13 protein-coding genes and 1 pseudogene are annotated in these 15,757 nt (G+C 71.3%); 9 read left to right on the forward strand and 5 right to left on the reverse strand.

Annotation, left to right across the window (positions count from 1 at the left end; all coding sequences use genetic code 11):
* Nucleotides 1–116 precede the first annotated feature (116 nt).
* The 5 genes from ACFVHO_RS27980 (at nucleotide 117) to ACFVHO_RS28000 (ending at nucleotide 5,787) form a co-directional block, all read left to right on the forward strand.
* Nucleotides 117–1,172: a sugar ABC transporter substrate-binding protein gene (locus ACFVHO_RS27980; RefSeq protein WP_385720235.1), complete on the forward strand. Its 1,056-nt coding sequence runs from the start codon at nucleotides 117–119 to the stop codon at nucleotides 1,170–1,172.
* A 190-nt stretch (nucleotides 1,173–1,362) separates the two neighbouring features.
* On the forward strand, nucleotides 1,363–3,264 hold the full coding sequence (locus tag ACFVHO_RS27985; protein ID WP_385720238.1) for a sigma-70 family RNA polymerase sigma factor: 1,902 nt from the start codon (nucleotides 1,363–1,365) through the stop codon (nucleotides 3,262–3,264).
* Between the two features lie 100 nt (nucleotides 3,265–3,364).
* On the forward strand, nucleotides 3,365–3,838 hold the full coding sequence (locus ACFVHO_RS27990; RefSeq protein ID WP_385720240.1) for a hypothetical protein: 474 nt from the start codon (nucleotides 3,365–3,367) through the stop codon (nucleotides 3,836–3,838).
* Nucleotides 3,839–4,254: 416 nt separating this feature from the next.
* On the forward strand, nucleotides 4,255–5,112 hold the full coding sequence (locus ACFVHO_RS27995) for a metalloregulator ArsR/SmtB family transcription factor (RefSeq protein ID WP_385720243.1): 858 nt from the start codon (nucleotides 4,255–4,257) through the stop codon (nucleotides 5,110–5,112).
* Nucleotides 5,113–5,187: 75 nt separating this feature from the next.
* Nucleotides 5,188–5,787, forward strand: a complete 600-nt coding sequence (locus ACFVHO_RS28000) for a dihydrofolate reductase family protein (RefSeq protein ID WP_385720246.1) — start codon at nucleotides 5,188–5,190, stop codon at nucleotides 5,785–5,787.
* A 22-nt stretch (nucleotides 5,788–5,809) separates the two neighbouring features.
* On the opposite strand, the gene eno is transcribed toward ACFVHO_RS28000, so the two are convergent.
* Nucleotides 5,810–7,093 carry a phosphopyruvate hydratase gene (gene eno, locus ACFVHO_RS28005; RefSeq protein ID WP_385720248.1) on the reverse strand — a complete coding sequence of 428 codons (1,284 nt, stop codon included), beginning with the start codon at nucleotides 7,091–7,093 and terminating at the stop codon, nucleotides 5,810–5,812.
* A gap of 93 nt (nucleotides 7,094–7,186) precedes the next feature.
* On the opposite strand from eno, the gene ACFVHO_RS28010 reads away from it, so the two are divergent.
* Nucleotides 7,187–8,056, forward strand: a complete 870-nt coding sequence (locus ACFVHO_RS28010; RefSeq protein ID WP_385720251.1) for a winged helix-turn-helix transcriptional regulator — start codon at nucleotides 7,187–7,189, stop codon at nucleotides 8,054–8,056.
* A gap of 18 nt (nucleotides 8,057–8,074) precedes the next feature.
* On the opposite strand, the gene ACFVHO_RS28015 is transcribed toward ACFVHO_RS28010, so the two are convergent.
* Nucleotides 8,075–8,455, reverse strand: a complete 381-nt coding sequence (locus tag ACFVHO_RS28015; protein WP_385720253.1) for a winged helix-turn-helix transcriptional regulator — start codon at nucleotides 8,453–8,455, stop codon at nucleotides 8,075–8,077.
* A gap of 160 nt (nucleotides 8,456–8,615) precedes the next feature.
* Here ACFVHO_RS28015 and ACFVHO_RS28020 point away from each other — a divergent pair, with 160 nt between their 5' ends.
* Complete coding sequence (locus ACFVHO_RS28020; protein WP_385720256.1) at nucleotides 8,616–9,554, forward strand: NADP-dependent oxidoreductase; 939 nt, start codon at nucleotides 8,616–8,618, stop codon at nucleotides 9,552–9,554.
* An 11-nt stretch (nucleotides 9,555–9,565) separates the two neighbouring features.
* On the opposite strand, the gene ACFVHO_RS28025 is transcribed toward ACFVHO_RS28020, so the two are convergent.
* A complete protein-coding gene (locus ACFVHO_RS28025) occupies nucleotides 9,566–11,008 on the reverse strand; it encodes an RICIN domain-containing protein (RefSeq protein ID WP_385720259.1) in 1,443 nt (480 codons plus the stop codon).
* Between the two features lie 268 nt (nucleotides 11,009–11,276).
* On the opposite strand from ACFVHO_RS28025, the pseudogene ACFVHO_RS28030 reads away from it, so the two are divergent.
* A pseudogene (locus ACFVHO_RS28030) lies at nucleotides 11,277–12,323 on the forward strand (PHB depolymerase family esterase); the annotation flags it as partial.
* Between the two features lie 141 nt (nucleotides 12,324–12,464).
* On the opposite strand, the gene ACFVHO_RS28035 reads toward ACFVHO_RS28030, so the two are convergent.
* Together ACFVHO_RS28035 and ACFVHO_RS28040 are read right to left on the reverse strand one after the other, a co-directional pair.
* Nucleotides 12,465–13,121, reverse strand: a complete 657-nt coding sequence (locus ACFVHO_RS28035; RefSeq protein WP_385720261.1) for a CAP domain-containing protein — start codon at nucleotides 13,119–13,121, stop codon at nucleotides 12,465–12,467.
* A 445-nt stretch (nucleotides 13,122–13,566) separates the two neighbouring features.
* Nucleotides 13,567–14,559 (reverse strand): LacI family DNA-binding transcriptional regulator, encoded by a 993-nt coding sequence (locus ACFVHO_RS28040; RefSeq protein ID WP_385720445.1) that lies wholly within the window; start codon nucleotides 14,557–14,559, stop codon nucleotides 13,567–13,569.
* A gap of 276 nt (nucleotides 14,560–14,835) precedes the next feature.
* Here ACFVHO_RS28040 and ACFVHO_RS28045 point away from each other — a divergent pair, with 276 nt between their 5' ends.
* Nucleotides 14,836–15,756 (forward strand): carbohydrate ABC transporter permease, encoded by a 921-nt coding sequence (locus tag ACFVHO_RS28045; protein ID WP_385720264.1) that lies wholly within the window; start codon nucleotides 14,836–14,838, stop codon nucleotides 15,754–15,756.
* Nucleotide 15,757 lies beyond the last annotated feature (1 nt).

Below are 15,757 nucleotides of genomic sequence, written 5' to 3' on the forward strand. Positions count from 1 at the left end.
GAAGATCAGTCCCTCTGAGCCATTGACTCCGTGGAGTGATCCGATGAACATTCAGAGCCACCGACGGCAGGACGTCGGAACCCCTCACTCTCATCACTCTTGTATGGAGCCGATACGTGGCCAGAACAACCCTCGGGATCAGAGCACGGGCAGTGCGCGTGGCGGCAGTTGGCGCCAGTGCCACCCTGGTGCTCTCGGCCTGTGGCAGCACGGATGACACCGCGGGATCCGGTGGCGGAGGCGGCGAGGGCAAGGTCGGGGTCATCCTGCCGTTGCTGACCTCGCCGTTCTGGCAGTCGTACAACGAGTACGTGCCGAAGATGGCCAAGCGCGAGGACGTCGACGCGCTGAAGACGGTCAACTCCAACAGTGACCCGGCGCAGCAGATCACCGACATCAACAACCAGCTCAACCAGGGTGTGAAGGGCCTGGTCGTGGCCCCGCTCGACAGTGCCGCGATATCCGCGGGCCTGGACCAGGCCGAGCGCAAGGGCGTGCCGGTGGTCGCCGTGGACGTGGCGCCGGAGAAGGGCAAGGTCGCGATGGTGGTGCGCGCGAACAACCGCGCGTACGGCCAGAAGGCCTGTGACTACCTCGGCGACGAGATCAAGAGCGGGAAGGTCGTCCAGATCATGGGCGATCTCGCCTCCGTGAACGGCCGGGACCGGTCCACGGCCTTCCGTGCGTGCATGAAGGAGAAGTACCCGAAGGTGAAGGTCCTGGAGATTCCCGCGAAGTGGGAGTCGGACGCCGCCGCGTCCAAGCTGGACGCCCTTCTCAACTCGAACCCGGACATCAAGGGCATCTACATGCAGGCGGGGGGCGTCTACCTCGCGCCCACCCTGCAGACACTGAAGGCGAAGGGGATGCTCAAGAAGGCGGGCACGAAGGACCACATCACGATCGTGTCGAACGACGGCATCCCGCAGGAGTTCGACGCGATCCGCAAGGGCCAGATCGACGCGACCGTCTCCCAGCCCGCCGACGCCTACGCGAAGTACGGCATGTTCTACATCAAGGCCGCCATGAACGGGGAGAAGTTCAAGCCCGGCCCCACCGACCACGGCTCGACGATCGTGCGGCTGCCCAACGGCATGCTCGAGGACCAGCTGTCCGCGCCGCTGGTGACCAAGGAGAACGTGGGGCTCTTCCACGACGGTGGTGATCAGTGATCGTCTCTGGCCCGGGGGCCGGCTCGGTCTGAGCTGATCGCGGCCGCGATCGCGGCCGCGGTCCTGGCCGCGTCCGTCCTGTCGGCCGCCTGTACATTGCCACTCCTGTTTCTGTTATCCCGCCCCCGGCCTCGGGTCTCCCTGGTGTCGGACGGAAAATGCGGGGGACAGGGAAAGGACGTGGGCGGCTGTGGCAGCGACAGAGGAGCACCGTGCCGCGGTGATCGAGGCGGCGCGGCAGGGTGCCCTGTGGGCGCAGGACGAGCTGGTCACCGAGTATCTGCCGCTGGTGTACAACATCGTGGGCCGGGCGCTGAACGGGCACGCGGACGTCGACGACGTGGTGCAGGAGACGATGATCCGCGCCCTCGGCGCGCTCGGCTCGCTCCAGGACCCGCGCAGCTTCCGGTCCTGGCTGGTGGCCATCGCGATGAACCAGATCCGCGGGCACTGGCACAAGCAGCAGGCCGCGCCCGCGGGCTCCGGGCTCCAGGACGCGTACGACGTGGCCGACCCGGGCGCCGACTTCGTGGACCTGACGATCCTGCGCCTGGGGCTCGAGGGGCAGCGGCGGGAGGCGGCCGAGGCCACTCGCTGGCTCGACACCGACGACCGCGCGCTCCTCTCCCTGTGGTGGCTCGAGGCGGCGGGCGAGCTGAGCCGCAGCGACGTGGCCACGGCCATGCGTCTGTCGCCGCAGCACACCGCGGTGCGTGTGCAGCGGATGAAGGCACAGCTGGAGACCGCCCGCCTCGTCGTGCGGGCACTGTCCGCGCAGCCGTCCTGCCCGGGGCTCGCCTCGGTGCTCGGCGTCTGGGACGGGCATCCGTCCGGGCTGTGGCGCAAGCGCATCGCCCGGCATGTGCGGGACTGCACGGCCTGCTCCGGGTACGAGGCGGGTCTTGTGCCCGCCGAGGGGTTGCTGGTGGGCCTCGGGTTGGTGCCGGTGGCGCTGGCCGGGCTCGCGGGGCTCGCCGCGCTGGGGCGGGGTGGGGGGTCGGGTGGGGGACTCGGCGACGGTACGAGTGTTGCGTACGGTGCGGACTTGGGGCCTGGCTCGGACTTCGCCCAGGACGCGGACTGGGTCCACGGCGTGGACTTCGGCCAGGGTGCGGGGCTGGAGCAGGGCTCGGGCGCGGCCCACGGCGCTGACTTCGGCGCGCCTCACGGAGCTGACTTCGGCCCGCCCCACGGAGCCGACTTCGCCACGCCCCACGGCGCTGACTTCGCTCCACCCGGTCACGACGGCTTCGCGGGCTCCACCCTGGGTTCGGACGCCCCCTTGGGCCACGTCCCCCCGCCCACCGGCGCCGAGGCCCCCGCCGGCGACACCTCCGTTCTCGCCACGGTGGGCGGCACCCCGCCGCCCGGCCGCCGCAGCCACCGCCGCCCGGGCCGAATAGCCAAGCGGCGGCGCGCCACCGTCCTCGCGGCCGCCGCCGCCGTACTCGTCACCGGAGGCACGATGGCGAGCCTGAACCTGTTGCCGGGCGACGGAGAGGAAGACAAGTCGACGTCCGCGGCCGACACGCCGCCCGAGACGTCCGCCGCCACCGACTCGCCCTCGCCGACCGCCTCGCCCTCCCGCAAGCCGAAGGCGAAGCCCAGCAAGTCCACGGCGCCCAAACCCAAGCCCAAGCCCTCGCGCACGAAGAAGCCCTCCCCGAAGCCGACCAGGACACAGACGCCGAAGCCTCGGCCGACCGTGCCGTCCGCCCCCGCGAACACCGAGGCCGAGAAGGTCCTGGCCCTCGTGAACGACGAGCGTGCCAAAGCCGGTTGCCGCCCCGTGAAGATCGATGACCGGCTCTCGCGCGCCGCCCAGCTGCACAGCGAGGACATGTCCGAGAACGGCTACTTCGACCACACCAGCCAGGACGGCCGCTCCTTCGCCGACCGGGCCACGGCCCAGGGCTATCCGTCGCCCGGCGCCGAGAACATCGCCCGCGGCCAGAATTCCCCCGGCTCCGTGATGCAGTCGTGGATGAACTCCCAGGGCCACCGCGAGAACATCCTCAACTGCGACCTCACCACGATGGGCGTCGGCGTCGTCGAGAAGGACTGGACGTGGACCCAGGTGTTCGGCAGGTAGCCGGGCGAGCCGGAGGGGCCGCCGCGCGCCGGGGTGTGGGAGTCGGACGACGAGCGCGGGCATCGGGCCCGCGTGGTGGCAGACCGCTGAGGGGCTGGCTGTGGGCATTCAGATCGACGTGGTGGTGGGTCACCCCGTCGACGACGAGGTGGAGCGGGTGCTCGGGCTGGCCGAGGCGGTCGGTGAGCCCGTCACCGTGACGTTCCTGTGGGAGGGGCGGGCGGAGGCGGAACGCGCGGTCCTGGTGCCCGCGGCCACGCTGGCCCTCTGGGAGCACTGGGCACCCACGGCCTACCCGGGGGGTGAGGCAGGGGAAGAGGGCCGGGTCATGGCGGAGGAACCGGAACTGGCACACCCGGCGGAATTCGGGGCGTTCACGCTCTTTCGTCGTCGCGCGGGCGGGCGCACGGCGGTTGCCCGCGACGGCGTGGTGGTCGCCGAACTCCTGGCCCCCGACGGGGCGCACTGGCTCCAGGAGAAGGCCCGCGATGTCCGCCAAGGCTTCATGGACCCGAAGCAGAAGGCGGCGTTCGAGGAGTTCCTGGCCCGGCAGACATCCCTCGACGACCAGTGACGCGCCGGAAGACCGGACGCCGGGTTCCGCCCGTGCCTGAACCGGCCCCCGATCCGCGCCTGCGGGCCTTGAGGGACCGGCTTCTTCAGCCGAGCCCGGTGCGGAAGGTGACGGTGGTGGGCTTCGACGGGCCGGATGTTCTCGTGAGTGCCGCGCGCGGGGAGGGCCAGGCCGTCGAGCTCGCGCTGATTCCGGCGTACGAAGTGTCGATGCGCCCAGTCGGCCACTCCGCCGAGATCCTCGCGATCGGCCAGGAGATCGAAGCCGAGGAGATCGGGCGTGGGGGAGCGCGTCACCGGTCGAGTGGTCGTCGCGCACACGCGCCAGGGCCAGGTCGTGGTGTCCCCGAAGGCTCTCCAGGAGAACCTCAGAGATATGCCTTGACGCGAATATTCGTATGAGTGAATACTACTTCCATGGACGCAGACGCACTCCTCACCGCACTGGCCGACCCGGCCCGCTGGCGGCTCGTGACCCTCCTGGCCGAGCGGCCCCGCCCGGTCGGCGTCCTCGCGCAGCTCGCCGAGGCGCGCCAACCACAGACGACCAAGCACCTGCAGCATCTCGAGCGCGCCGGAGTCGTCACGTCGCAGCGCACCGGCCAGCGCCGCATCTACGCCCTCCGGTCCGGCCCCCTGCGGGACCTGGCGGCCGCGCTCACCGCTCTCGCCGAGGCCGCGGACCAGGCCGGGGGCCCGCACGAGACCTACGACCGCTATGGACGCAGCCTCGACACGGAGCGCCGCGCCGCGGCGGAGCCGGGCTGGGCCGACGGCCGCACCTTCGACTTCCGCCGGTCACTGGCCGCGAGCCCCGACCTGGTCTGGCGCCACCTGACCGAGCCCTCCCTGCTCGCCCGGTGGTGGACGCCCGACGACCTCCGCGTCTCCGAGCTCGTCTTCGAGGCGCGCCCGGGCGGACGCGTCGTCCTGCAGTACCGCGACATCGACGACACCGATGACACCCATGACACCGATGGCGCTGGCGACACCGATGGCTCCGGTCGGGTCGCCGGACACGGAGAAGGGGTCGTCGTCGACGTACGCCCCCGTGAACTCCTCGCGTACCGGCTCTCGCCGCAACTTCCCGACGGCAGCGCCGCCTTCACCGCCCACGTCGACATCGGCCTCCGGCCCACCGGCACGGGCACGGACCTCGACGTCCGGTACCGGATCACCGGCAGCACGGTCGACTCCGCGGACTTCATCGCGGGCATCGAGATCGGCTTCGGCCAGAGCCTCGACAAGCTCACCGACGCCGTCCGCGAGCCCTAGCGCAGCGCAAGCCCCCATGAACGAACAAGGCACCTCACACCGAGCACACGAGCACACGGAAGAGGAAACACAGCCATGGCCGACTCCACCGCACGCAAAGTGACCGCGAACATCGCCCTCACCCTCGACGGGCGCTACAGGGGACCCGGCGGCCCCGCCGACATCGGCGCGATCGTCCGCTACGCCACCACCGAGGTCGCCCGCGACCACCTCACCCGCATCTGGGAGGGCGCGACGACCGCCCTGCTCGGCCGGCTCAACGCCGAGGGTTTCCTCGGGTACTGGCCGACCGTCGCCGAGGACGAGAGCGCCGACCCCCGCGACCGCGGCTACGCGAAGTGGCTGGTCGACGCGGAGAAGGTGGTCCTGTCGACCACCTTGACCCGAGCCCCGTGGGAACGCAGCCGCATCGTGAACGCCCCGGCCGCCGACGTCATCGCGGAGCTGAAGTCCACCGGCGAGGGCGACATCCTCGTCAACAGCAGCGCGAGCGTCATCAAGGCGCTGCTTGCCGCGGACCTCATCGACCGGCTGTATCTGCTGGTCTGCCCCGAGATCGCCGGGGGAGGGGAGCGCCTGTTCGACGACGGCCTGCCCGCTTCCCGGTGGCGGCTCACGCGGCAGGAGACCGGTGAGCTGGGCGAGGTCGCCGTGGTCTACGACCGGGTGCGCTGAGCCGCCCGGTCGGCCGTCGGCGTCAGCCGCGCAGCCCCAGGGCCTCCCGCCCCGCGTACCGCGCCTGCGCGCCCAGTTCCTCCTCGATGCGGAACAGTTGGTTGTACTTGGCGGTGCGGTCGGAGCGGGACAGGGAGCCGGTCTTGATCTGGCCGCAGCCGGTCGCGACGGCGAGGTCGGCGATGGTGGTGTCCTCGGTCTCGCCGGAGCGGTGGGACATCACGACGGTGTAGCCGGCGCGGTGGGCGGTCGAGACCGTGGCCAGCGTCTCGGTGAGGGTCCCGATCTGGTTGACCTTCACCAGGATCGAGTTGGCGACGCCGTCGCGGATCCCGGCGCTCAGCAGGGTTTCGTTGGTGCAGAAGACGTCGTCGCCGGTGAGCTGGCAGCGGTCGCCGAGGCGGGCGGTGAGGTCGCGCCAGCCGTCGTGGTCGTCCTCGGCCATCGGGTCCTCGATGGAGGCGACGGGGTAGCGGTCGACGAGGGCGGCGAGGTAGTCGGCGTGCTCGGCGGGGGTGCGGCGGATGCCCTCGCCCGCGTAGTCGTAGACACCGTCGTGGAAGAACTCCGAGGTGGCCGGGTCCATGACGAGGGTGATGTCGGTGCCGGGCTTGTAGCCGGTCTGCTCGATGGCCCGGACGACGAAGTCCAGGGCCTCGTCGGCGGTGCGCAGGTCGGGTGCGAAGCCGCCCTCGTCGCCGACGTTCACGCTGTGACCGGCGGCGATCAGGCTGCCGCGCAGGGTGTGGAAGACCTCCGAACCCATCCGGACGGCCTCGGCGAAGGTCGCCGCGCCGATCGGGGCGATCATGAACTCCTGGAAGTCGAGCGGATTGTCCGCGTGCGCGCCGCCGTTGACGATGTTCATCATCGGCACCGGCAGGACCCGGGCGTCGACCCCGCCGACGTAGCGGTAGAGCGGCAGCCGGTGGGCGGCCGCGGCGGCCTTGGCGGTCGCCAGGGAGACGCCGAGCAGGGCGTTGGCGCCGAGCCGCGACTTGGTGGCCGTGCCGTCCAGGTCGATCATGGTGCGGTCCACGGTCGCCTGGTCCTCGGCGTCGAGCCCGGTCACGGCGTCCGCGATGCTCTCGTTCACGGCGTCGACGGCACGCCGAACTCCCTTGCCGTGGTACCGGTTCGGGTCGCCGTCACGCAGCTCCACCGCCTCCCGGGCTCCGGTGGAGGCGCCCGAGGGAACGGCCGCGCGGCCGAGGGAGCCGTCCTTGAGCTCCACGTCGACCTCGACGGTGGGGTTGCCCCGGCTGTCGATGATCTCCCGTGCGACGACGCGGCTGATGGCGGTCACGGTGCGACTCCTCACGCTGGGCCCGCGCTGTGACGGGCGGTAAGTTTCGAGCAGAAACAAAGTGGGTCCCGAAAAGGAACCTACTATGGGTCCATGAGGATGCACAACGCTGACGAGAACTGCGGCATCGCCCAGGCCGCCCTGGTCCTAGGGGACTGGTGGAACGTGCTGGTGCTGCGTGAGGTCGCCCGCGGCCACGTCCGCTTCGACGCGCTCGCCGCCGAGCTCGGGCTGTCCCGCAAGGTCCTCACCGAGCGCCTGGGCCGCCTGGTCGCCCAGGGTGCGCTGCGCCGCAGCCTCTACCAACGGCGGCCCGTGCGTTACGAGTACGTGCTCACCGACGCCGGAGCCGCGCTGCTCCCGCTTCTGGTCGCCATGCAGGACTGGGGCGACCGGTGGGTCCTCGGCGACGGCAGCCTCACCGGCACCACCGAGGCGGACAGCGCCGAACACGCCCGCGTCCACGCCCTGGCCGGGACCCGCCTGCCCGACGGTCTCGCGCTGCCCGGCCCGCGGGGCGCCGACCTGCCCGTGATCTCCCCGGACGCCGCCGCGAGCGTCCTGTTCACCTACCCCGGCACGGGCATCCAGTGGGGCGAGCCGCCGATCCCCGGCGCGGTCGGCTGCACCCTGGAGAACCGGCTCTTCCGCGACGCCTGGCCCGACTTCCGCGCGGCGCGCGTGGACGTACGCGGAATCAGCACCCAACTCCCGTATGAGCAGGATGAGTTCGCGCGCGCCGAGGAGGTCCCGTACGCCCTGCTCTCCGACGCCGCCCACCAACTGGCCGCCGCCCTGCGCCTGCCGACCTTCCGTGGCGCGGGCAGGCTGCGCCACAAGCGGCTGATCCTGGTCGTCGACGCCGAACGGACCGTGCGGCACGTGTTGTTCCCGGTCGTCGACATCCCGCACGCGGTCGCCGAGAGCCTGCGGCTCGCCACGGGGTGCGCCGACGGCACGTGAATGCACGCCGCGGAGAGATCAAGCACCCGCGTCGTACTCGGCCCTGGCCGCGAGCACCTCGTCCATGTTCTCCTCCGCCCACGCCTTGATCGCTCGCATCAGCGGGACCAGGGACTCGCCGAGCGGGGTGAGGGCGTAGTCGACCCGGACCGGCACGGACGGCGTGACGGTCCGGGTGACGAGGCCGTCCCGTTCGAGGTTGCGCAGGCTCTGCGTGAGCATCTTCTGGCTCACGCTCACGAGCCGCCGGGCCAGGTCGGAGTAGCGCTGCGGACCCTCGGCGAGGGCGTTGACGATCAGGCTGACCCACTTGTCGCCGATGCGGTCGAGCAGATGCCGCGCGGGACACTCGGCCAGGTAGGCGTCGTAGGCGGCCCGTTCCTCGGCGCGCTTGCTCATGGCGGGACCTCGCTCTCCTCGCGGTGCGGTGGGCACCTTGAAGTGCCTTCTTCCCGATGGAGAGTAACTCTCCATAAGGTCGCTGGTGTTCGGCGAGGCGGGACGAGGCGGAGAACCGCGTCGCGGAACGCGAGCGGGAGTCCGACGGGAGGAGCAGCGCGTGCGCGCGGTCGTGGTGCGGGAAGTGGGCGGGCCCGAGGCCCTGGAGATCGTGGATGTGCCGGTGCCGGCCACCGGTGCCGGACAGGTCCGTCTGCGGGTCGAGGCGGCCGCCGTGAATCCGGTCGACGCGCTGACGCGTTCCGGGGACCTCGGCGCGGCGGGACTGCTGCCGCCCCGGGACGTCATCGGCATCGGCTGGGACGTCGCGGGGCGGGTCGACGAAGTCGGCCCCGGGGTGACGGAGTTCGCGCCCGGGGACCGGGTGATCGGGGTGCGGGAACGCCTCGACCTCTCGCTCGGTACGTACGCCGACTTCGTCGTCCTGGACGCCACGGCGGTCGCGGCGGCCCCGACGCGGCTCTCCGCCGTCGAGGCCGCCACGCTGCCGCTGAACGGGCTCACCGCCCTCCAGGCCCTGGACGGGATCGGCCTGGAGCCGGGCGCGACCCTGCTGGTCACCGGGGCGGCGGGAGCCGTGGGCGGCTTCGCGGTGCAACTGGCCGCCCTGCGCGGGGTGCGCGTGATCGCGTACGCCGGAGCCGCCGACGAGGAGTTCGTGCGGGCCGCGGGGGCCGAGTGGTTCGTCCCGCGTTCCCGCGACCTCGCCGAGGACGTCCGCGCCCTGGTGCCCGGTGGCGTGGACGCCGCCCTCGACGCCGCCGTGCTCGGCATGGTGGCGCTGGGAGCCGTACGCAATCACGGTTCCTTCGTCTCCGTCGTCGGCGGCGCCGCCCCGGTCCCGCTGCGCGGCATCACGGTGACCGAACAGTGGGTCGCCGCCGACAACACGGCCCTCGCCGAGCTCGCCGCGCTGGCCGAGGCCGAACGCCTCACCGCGCGCGTCGCCGACACCCTGCCGCTGGAGGAGGCGGTGCGGGCCCACCGCCTCCTCGAAGACCGCGACGGCAGGCGCGGCCGCCTCGTGCTCGTCCCCTGAGGGACGCAGCCTCAGGCCGCCCGCCGCCGGAACTCCTGTTCGGCGCCGTCGCCGCAGGGCTCCTGTACGAGCCGCGTCCCGTCCTGCGTGGACCCGTCCGCGACGGTCAGGCACTTGCCGCTGTGCCGGGCCGCAAGCCGGAAGCGCCCGTCGCCCCGGTCCTCGAACCGCCACTGCTGGTGGGGTTTGTTGCCGCAGCGGTACTGGTTCACGGCGGCGCCGTCGCCCGTGGACTCGTCCGCCACGTCCAGGCACTTGCCGCTGTGCTGGGCGAGGACGCGGGCGTACCCGCCGCCCACGTCCTCGAGCCGCCACTGCTGGTTGAGGCCGGAGTCGCAGCCGTACTGGACGACGGTCGCGTTGTCGGCGGCGGAGTCGTCGGACACGTCGAGGCACTTGCCGCTGTGCCGGGCCTCCAGGGAGAAGTGCGGTCCGCCCTCGGCGCCCTTGACGGTCCCGGCGGCGGTGTCGACGCTGACCTTCGGGTACCACGGCAGCGTCAGCCGGGTCCTGGTCGGGAACGACAGCGGCAGCCACACGTACTGCGAATCGTTGACCGTGCCTCCCATGGAGTTGCCCCAGCGGTCGCCCATGTACAGGTACGAGGTGCCCGAACTCCCCTGCACGGGAAGGACGAAGGTCGTCTGGGAGTGGTAGCCGTTGTCGTTGCCCGCGTCCTTCATCTCGCTCCAGGGGCCGGTGACGCTGGTCGCGGTGGCGTACTGCTGCTGGTTGGGCTGCCAGCCGCTGTTGCCCGAGGTGAGCATGAAGTACACACCGTCCCGCTTGAACAGCGCGGGCGCCTCCCGGTACGTCCCCGCCCAGGGGTTGGCGACCAGCTTGTCGTAGCGGGTGTAGTCGGAGCTGAGCCGGTAGATGTGCAGGTCGGCGTTGTCCTTGGCGGACGTGATCTGGTACGCCGTGCCGTCGTCGTCCTGGAACAGGGTCATGTCCCGGGACGTGACGTCGCCCGGCGGCCGCATGCTGCCCTTCCAGGTGTAGTCGCCGTCGACGGTGTCGGAGACCGCGACGGCCGCGCGGGCCTCGCTGTAGTCGCCGTTGCCCTTCTCCTTGTGCATCCACATGACGAACTGGCCGGTGGACTTGTTGTAGATCACCTTGGGGCGCTCGATGTTGGCGACCTTCAGCTCGGGGGCGGACTCCTGGGTCAGGACGTCCTTCTTGAACTCCCAGGTCTTCAGGTCGGTGGAGCGGTAGACGGAGACGGCCTTGAAGTTGTTGTCGCCGTCGCGGTTCTCGCCGAACCAGTAGTAGGCGGAGCCGACCTTGATGACCCCGCCGCCGTGGGCGTGGACCGCGGCGCCGTTGGTGTCGCTGAACTGCGTCCCGTTGGTGACCGTGACCGGCGCGGCCTGTGCCGGGGGCGCTGCGGTGAGGAGCGCGAGCACGCTCGCGCAGGCGGCCAGGAGGGGGGTGAGGGTACGTCTCAACATGAAGGAACCTTCGTCGCGTTCTGAATTGTTGATTCGTGTGTGATTCTGTGGAACGGGACCGTAGGAGGGTGCGCGCGGTTCGTCAATACGTTCAACAGAGTCTGTTCAGCGGCCGTCCGACGGATCGCCGCACACGGCGACTCCGCGTCGGCCGCGCAACAGGGCGAAGGGCCCGTACGCGGGGGCCAGTTGTGGGTCCCGACGCCATGTCGTGAGGTTCGGGGCGCTCCTAGGGTGACCGGCACCTCGCCGCTCCCAGGAGGCCGCCATGGCGTACGGAAGTCCCCAACCTCCCACCCGGACAGGGCCGTTGGCCCGGCGGACGCCAGGCCGCAGGCGTCGGCCGGGCCGGATCGGCACGCTGCTCGCGGTCCTCGCGCTCGCCTCGGGCGCGGCCTTGTCCGCCCCGGCCCCCGAGGCGCGCGCGGCGGTCGCCCTGGAGCGGGTGACCGACTTCGGGGCCAACCCGGGCGCCCTGAACATGTACGTGTACCGGCCGACGTCACTGCCCGCCGATCCGGCCGTCGTGGTGGCCCTGCACGGCTGCACCCAGAACGCCCAGCTGTACGCCGACAACTCCGGCCTGACCAAGTTCGCCGACCAGTACGGATTCCTGCTGGTCTTCGCCGAGACCACGACGTCGAACAACCTCAACAAGTGCTTCAACTGGTTCCAGAGCGGCGACACCCAGCGGGGCCGGGGTGAGGTCGCCTCCATCCGGCAGATGGTCGCCGAGGCGGGCTCCGCGTACGGCGCCGACCCCGCCCGTACCTACGTGACGGGCCTGTCGGCGGGCGGCGGGATGACCTCGGCCCTGCTCGCCGCCTACCCGGACGTCTTCCGGGCGGGTGCTGTCGTCGCCGGGCTGCCCCACGGCTGCGCCACCGACGTCCTCTCGGCGTTCACCTGCATGAATCCCGGCGTGACCCGGACCCCCGCCGCCTGGGCGAAGAGCGTGAAGGACGCCGCCCCGGGCCACACCGGGCCCTGGCCGCGCGTGGCCGTCTGGCACGGCGACCGCGACACCACGGTCGTCCCGAGGAACGCGGACGCCCTGCGTGACCAGTGGACAGCCGTGCACGGCCTGAAGCAGACACCCGACCGCACGTCCGTCATCGGACCCGACGACACGCGCGGCTTGCTGTCACTGCCGGTTGTCGTCTGAGGGGCCGTCGTGTTGTCCGGGGTGGCGGCCGTCGCCCACGGAACTCGGTCCGACCCCGGCGGCGGGGCACGGCAGTGCGGGGCGACGGGCACCGCCCACTTCGTCGCGTCGATCTGCTCCAGCTACTGGATCACCGAGTTCTTCGGCCTCCAGCGGTGAACCGGCCACGGCGAGGCAAAAAAGGGTTGACCCGGCCCGGGCGCCCTGGCGCGGGTTCAGGATCTGTCCGGCAGGTCCTGAACCCGCCTGGGCCCCGCGCGCTCCGGGACCTGGAGCCCGCGGGCTACGGGATCAGCGCTTCGTGCCGAAGTTCTGCACCCACCACGGCCCGTTGGCCTTCAGGCTGACACCGGCGCCGAAGTCCTTGTAGGCGCAGTTGAGGATGTTCTTGCGGTGTCCGGAACTGCGCATCCAGTCGCGCATCGCGGTCTTGGGACCCTTCGGGCCCTTGTGTATGTTCTCGCCCCAGGCACCGGTGGGGTATCCGGCCTTCCGCATCCGGTCCCCGGCGCTCACGCCCTCCGGGCTGGTGTGGTCGTAGTAGTTCCGCGCCGCCATGTCCTTGGCGTGTGCCATCGCGGCGGCCTGCACCCGGCGGTCCAGGCGCAGGGGCCTGCAACCGGCCCGCGCCCGCTCCTTGTTGACGAGGACCAGGAGCTGCTTTGCGTACTTCGCCGACTTGCTCACCGCCGGACGCTTCGGCGGGGTCTTGGCGCGCGGGGCGGCGGCCGTCGTCCCGTCCTTCTGCCGGTCCTCCTCACCGGAGGGGTTGGCCAGCGCGAGCGTGCCCACGGAGGCGACAGCGGCAGCCGCCACGACGCCTCCGGCCAGGATGCGGACCCTGCGCCCGCGCGTGCCCCGTCCGTGACGACCGCGCCGCCCACCGTCGGCGGTCCCGGCCTCCCGCGTGGGGGTTCGGTCCTGCTGGTCGTCGTGATCCAGGTGCATGTCTGCTCCGCTCTGTGCTGGTCGCCGGTCGGTCCGGCGTATAGGAGAGCGGCCCGGCACGCGGGGACAACACTTTTTCGCGGACGTCTTCTCGCGTGGTCCGGTGAGAAGGGCTCCCGTTCGGGGTCGGCGAAGGCGCTCGCCGAGGGCGCCACGACGAACGCCGCCCCGGCGTACGAGAGTCCATGGGGCCGTACGCGAAAGTCCATCCCGCCCCGGCCCCGCCCGCGCCACCCTGACGGGCAGAGCCGCCGCACCCCGGCCCGCACGCCGCGCACGCCCACCCAGGCAGCTCCAACGAGCAGCCGAAGCACCGGAGTTGACGCAACCCTCGACCGGCACGCGCGCGTAGTGTTCCCCCACGCCTACGCGCGCGTGCCTTCCACGCGGGGCAGGGGAGCGGCGGGGGTGGCGGAGCGACGGGCAGCGGACCCGGATCCCGTGATCAGCGCCCCGAAGGCGGCGCCCCCGTGCTCTCGCGCACCACGAGATGCGTCGGCACCAGCGTCGTGCCCTGCTCGCCGGACCCCGTGCGGATCTGCCGCAGCGCGCTCTCGACGAGCAACTGGCCGACCTGGTCGAAGTCCTGGTGGATCGTGGTCAGGGGCGGGAAGAAGGAGGAGGCGTCGGGGATGTCGTCGAAGCCGATGACGCTGACGTCCCCGGGGATCGACCGGCCCTTCTCGTGCAGGGCGCGCAGCACACCGAGGGCCATCTGGTCGTTGGCGGCGAACACGGCGGTGCAGTCGGGCTGTTCGGCGAGCAGGAGCCCGGCCCGGTAGCCCGATTCGGCGGTCCAGTCACCGCGCAGGGCGATCGGCGCCTCGCGGCCCGCGGCCTCCAGGGTGGCGCGCCAGGCACCTTCCCGGCCCTGGGCGGCGAACGACTCCTCGGGCCCGGCCACGTGCCACACCGTCCGGTGGCCGAGGGCGAGCAGGTGGTCCACCGCGGTCCGGGCGCCGCCCGCCTGGTCGGTGTCCACCACGCTGTAGCGGTCCCCGGCGTGCGAATCGGCCACGACGACCCGCACGTTGGGCGGCGGGACCAGGGAGGACGCGTCCAGGAGGTGCACCTCCATGATGGCGATGATCGCGTCCACGGCCAGTTCGCCGAGGCGGGAGAAGGCGCCGCGCACCTCGTCCTGCGTCGGCACCGCGACCGGAAGGAGCGTGACCGCGTACCCCTCCTGGGCGGCGGAGCGCGCGATGGCGTCGAGCGTGTGCACGTTCCCCGTGGTCGACAGCGTGAAGGTGACGACGCCGATGGTGCGGAACTCGCCGCGGCGCATGGCGCGCGCGGCGCTGTTGGGGCGGTAGCCCAGCTCCGTCATCGCCTCCAGGACCCGCGCGCGGGTCTCCTCGGTGACGCCGGGAAAACCGTTCGAGACCCGGGAGACGGTCTGGCCGGAGACCCCGGCCAGACGGGCGACGTCGATCATGGACGCGCCCTGCTTGCGGCGGGGCGCCCCGCCCTGACGGCCGGGCGTCCGGCGCCCGCCCGCAGGTGTTCCGCTGGTTGTCACTTGCACCCTTCCCCGCACTCAAGTCGAGTCTCGCGCAGCCCCTTGACCCTCCGTTGCGGCGCAGTGTAGACATCTCCCACTCAATGTTTACGTAAACATAACACGACCAGCGGCCCTTTTCGGCCAGCGATGTTTACGTAAACATCGCAAGGCGCGCCCTGTCGGCGCGAGGCGAGCACGAGGGGACTTGTCATGGCAACACTGCAATCCGCGGCCGTCGGACGCGCGGGCCCACCCCCGCCGCGACGGCCGCGGCGCTCCTGGACCGGCTGGGGGTTCGTCGCCCCGTTCGCGTCGGTCTTCGCCCTGGTCTTCCTGGCCCCGATCGCCTACTCCATCTACCTCAGCCTCTTCCAGGACCGGCTGATCGGCGGCACCACCTTCGTGGGCCTGGACAACTACCAACGGGCCCTGGACGACCCCGAGTTCTGGGAGGGGCTCGGCAGGGTGGCGCTGTTCCTCGCCGTCCAGGTGCCGATCATGCTGGGGATCGCCCTGCTCGTGGCGCTCGCCCTGGACAGCGGCCGGCTCTACGGCAAGAGCTTCTTCCGCATATCGATCTTCCTGCCGTACGCCGTGCCCGCCGTGGTCGCCACCCTGATGTGGGGCTTCCTGTACGGCACCCGGTTCGGACTCGTCGGCGACGTGAACGACGCCTTCGGCACCGAGCTGCCGGACCCGCTCTCCCCGGACCTCGTGCTCGCCTCCATCGGCAACATCGTCACCTGGGAGTTCGTCGGCTACAACATGCTGATCTTCTACTCCGCGCTGCGCGTGATCCCGCACTCCCTGTACGAGGCCGCGGAGATCGACGGAGCCTCGCAGCTGCGCGTCATCACCGCCATCAAACTCCCCGCGATCCGCGGCGCGCTGGTCATCGCCACCATCTTCTCGATCATCGGCAGCTTCCAGCTCTTCAACGAGCCGAGCATCCTCCAGGACCTCGCGCCCAACGCCATCACCACCTCGTACACCCCCAACCTCTACACGTACTCCCTGTCCTTCAACGGCCAGCAGCAGAACTACTCCGCGACCGTCGCGATCATCATGGGCCTGATCACCATGGTCATCGCCTACGTCGTCCAGCTCCGCGGCATGCGCAAGGGAGCGTGAC

The organism is Streptomyces sp. NPDC127108, assembly GCF_042677545.1.
GTDB lineage: Bacteria > Actinomycetota > Actinomycetes > Streptomycetales > Streptomycetaceae > Streptomyces.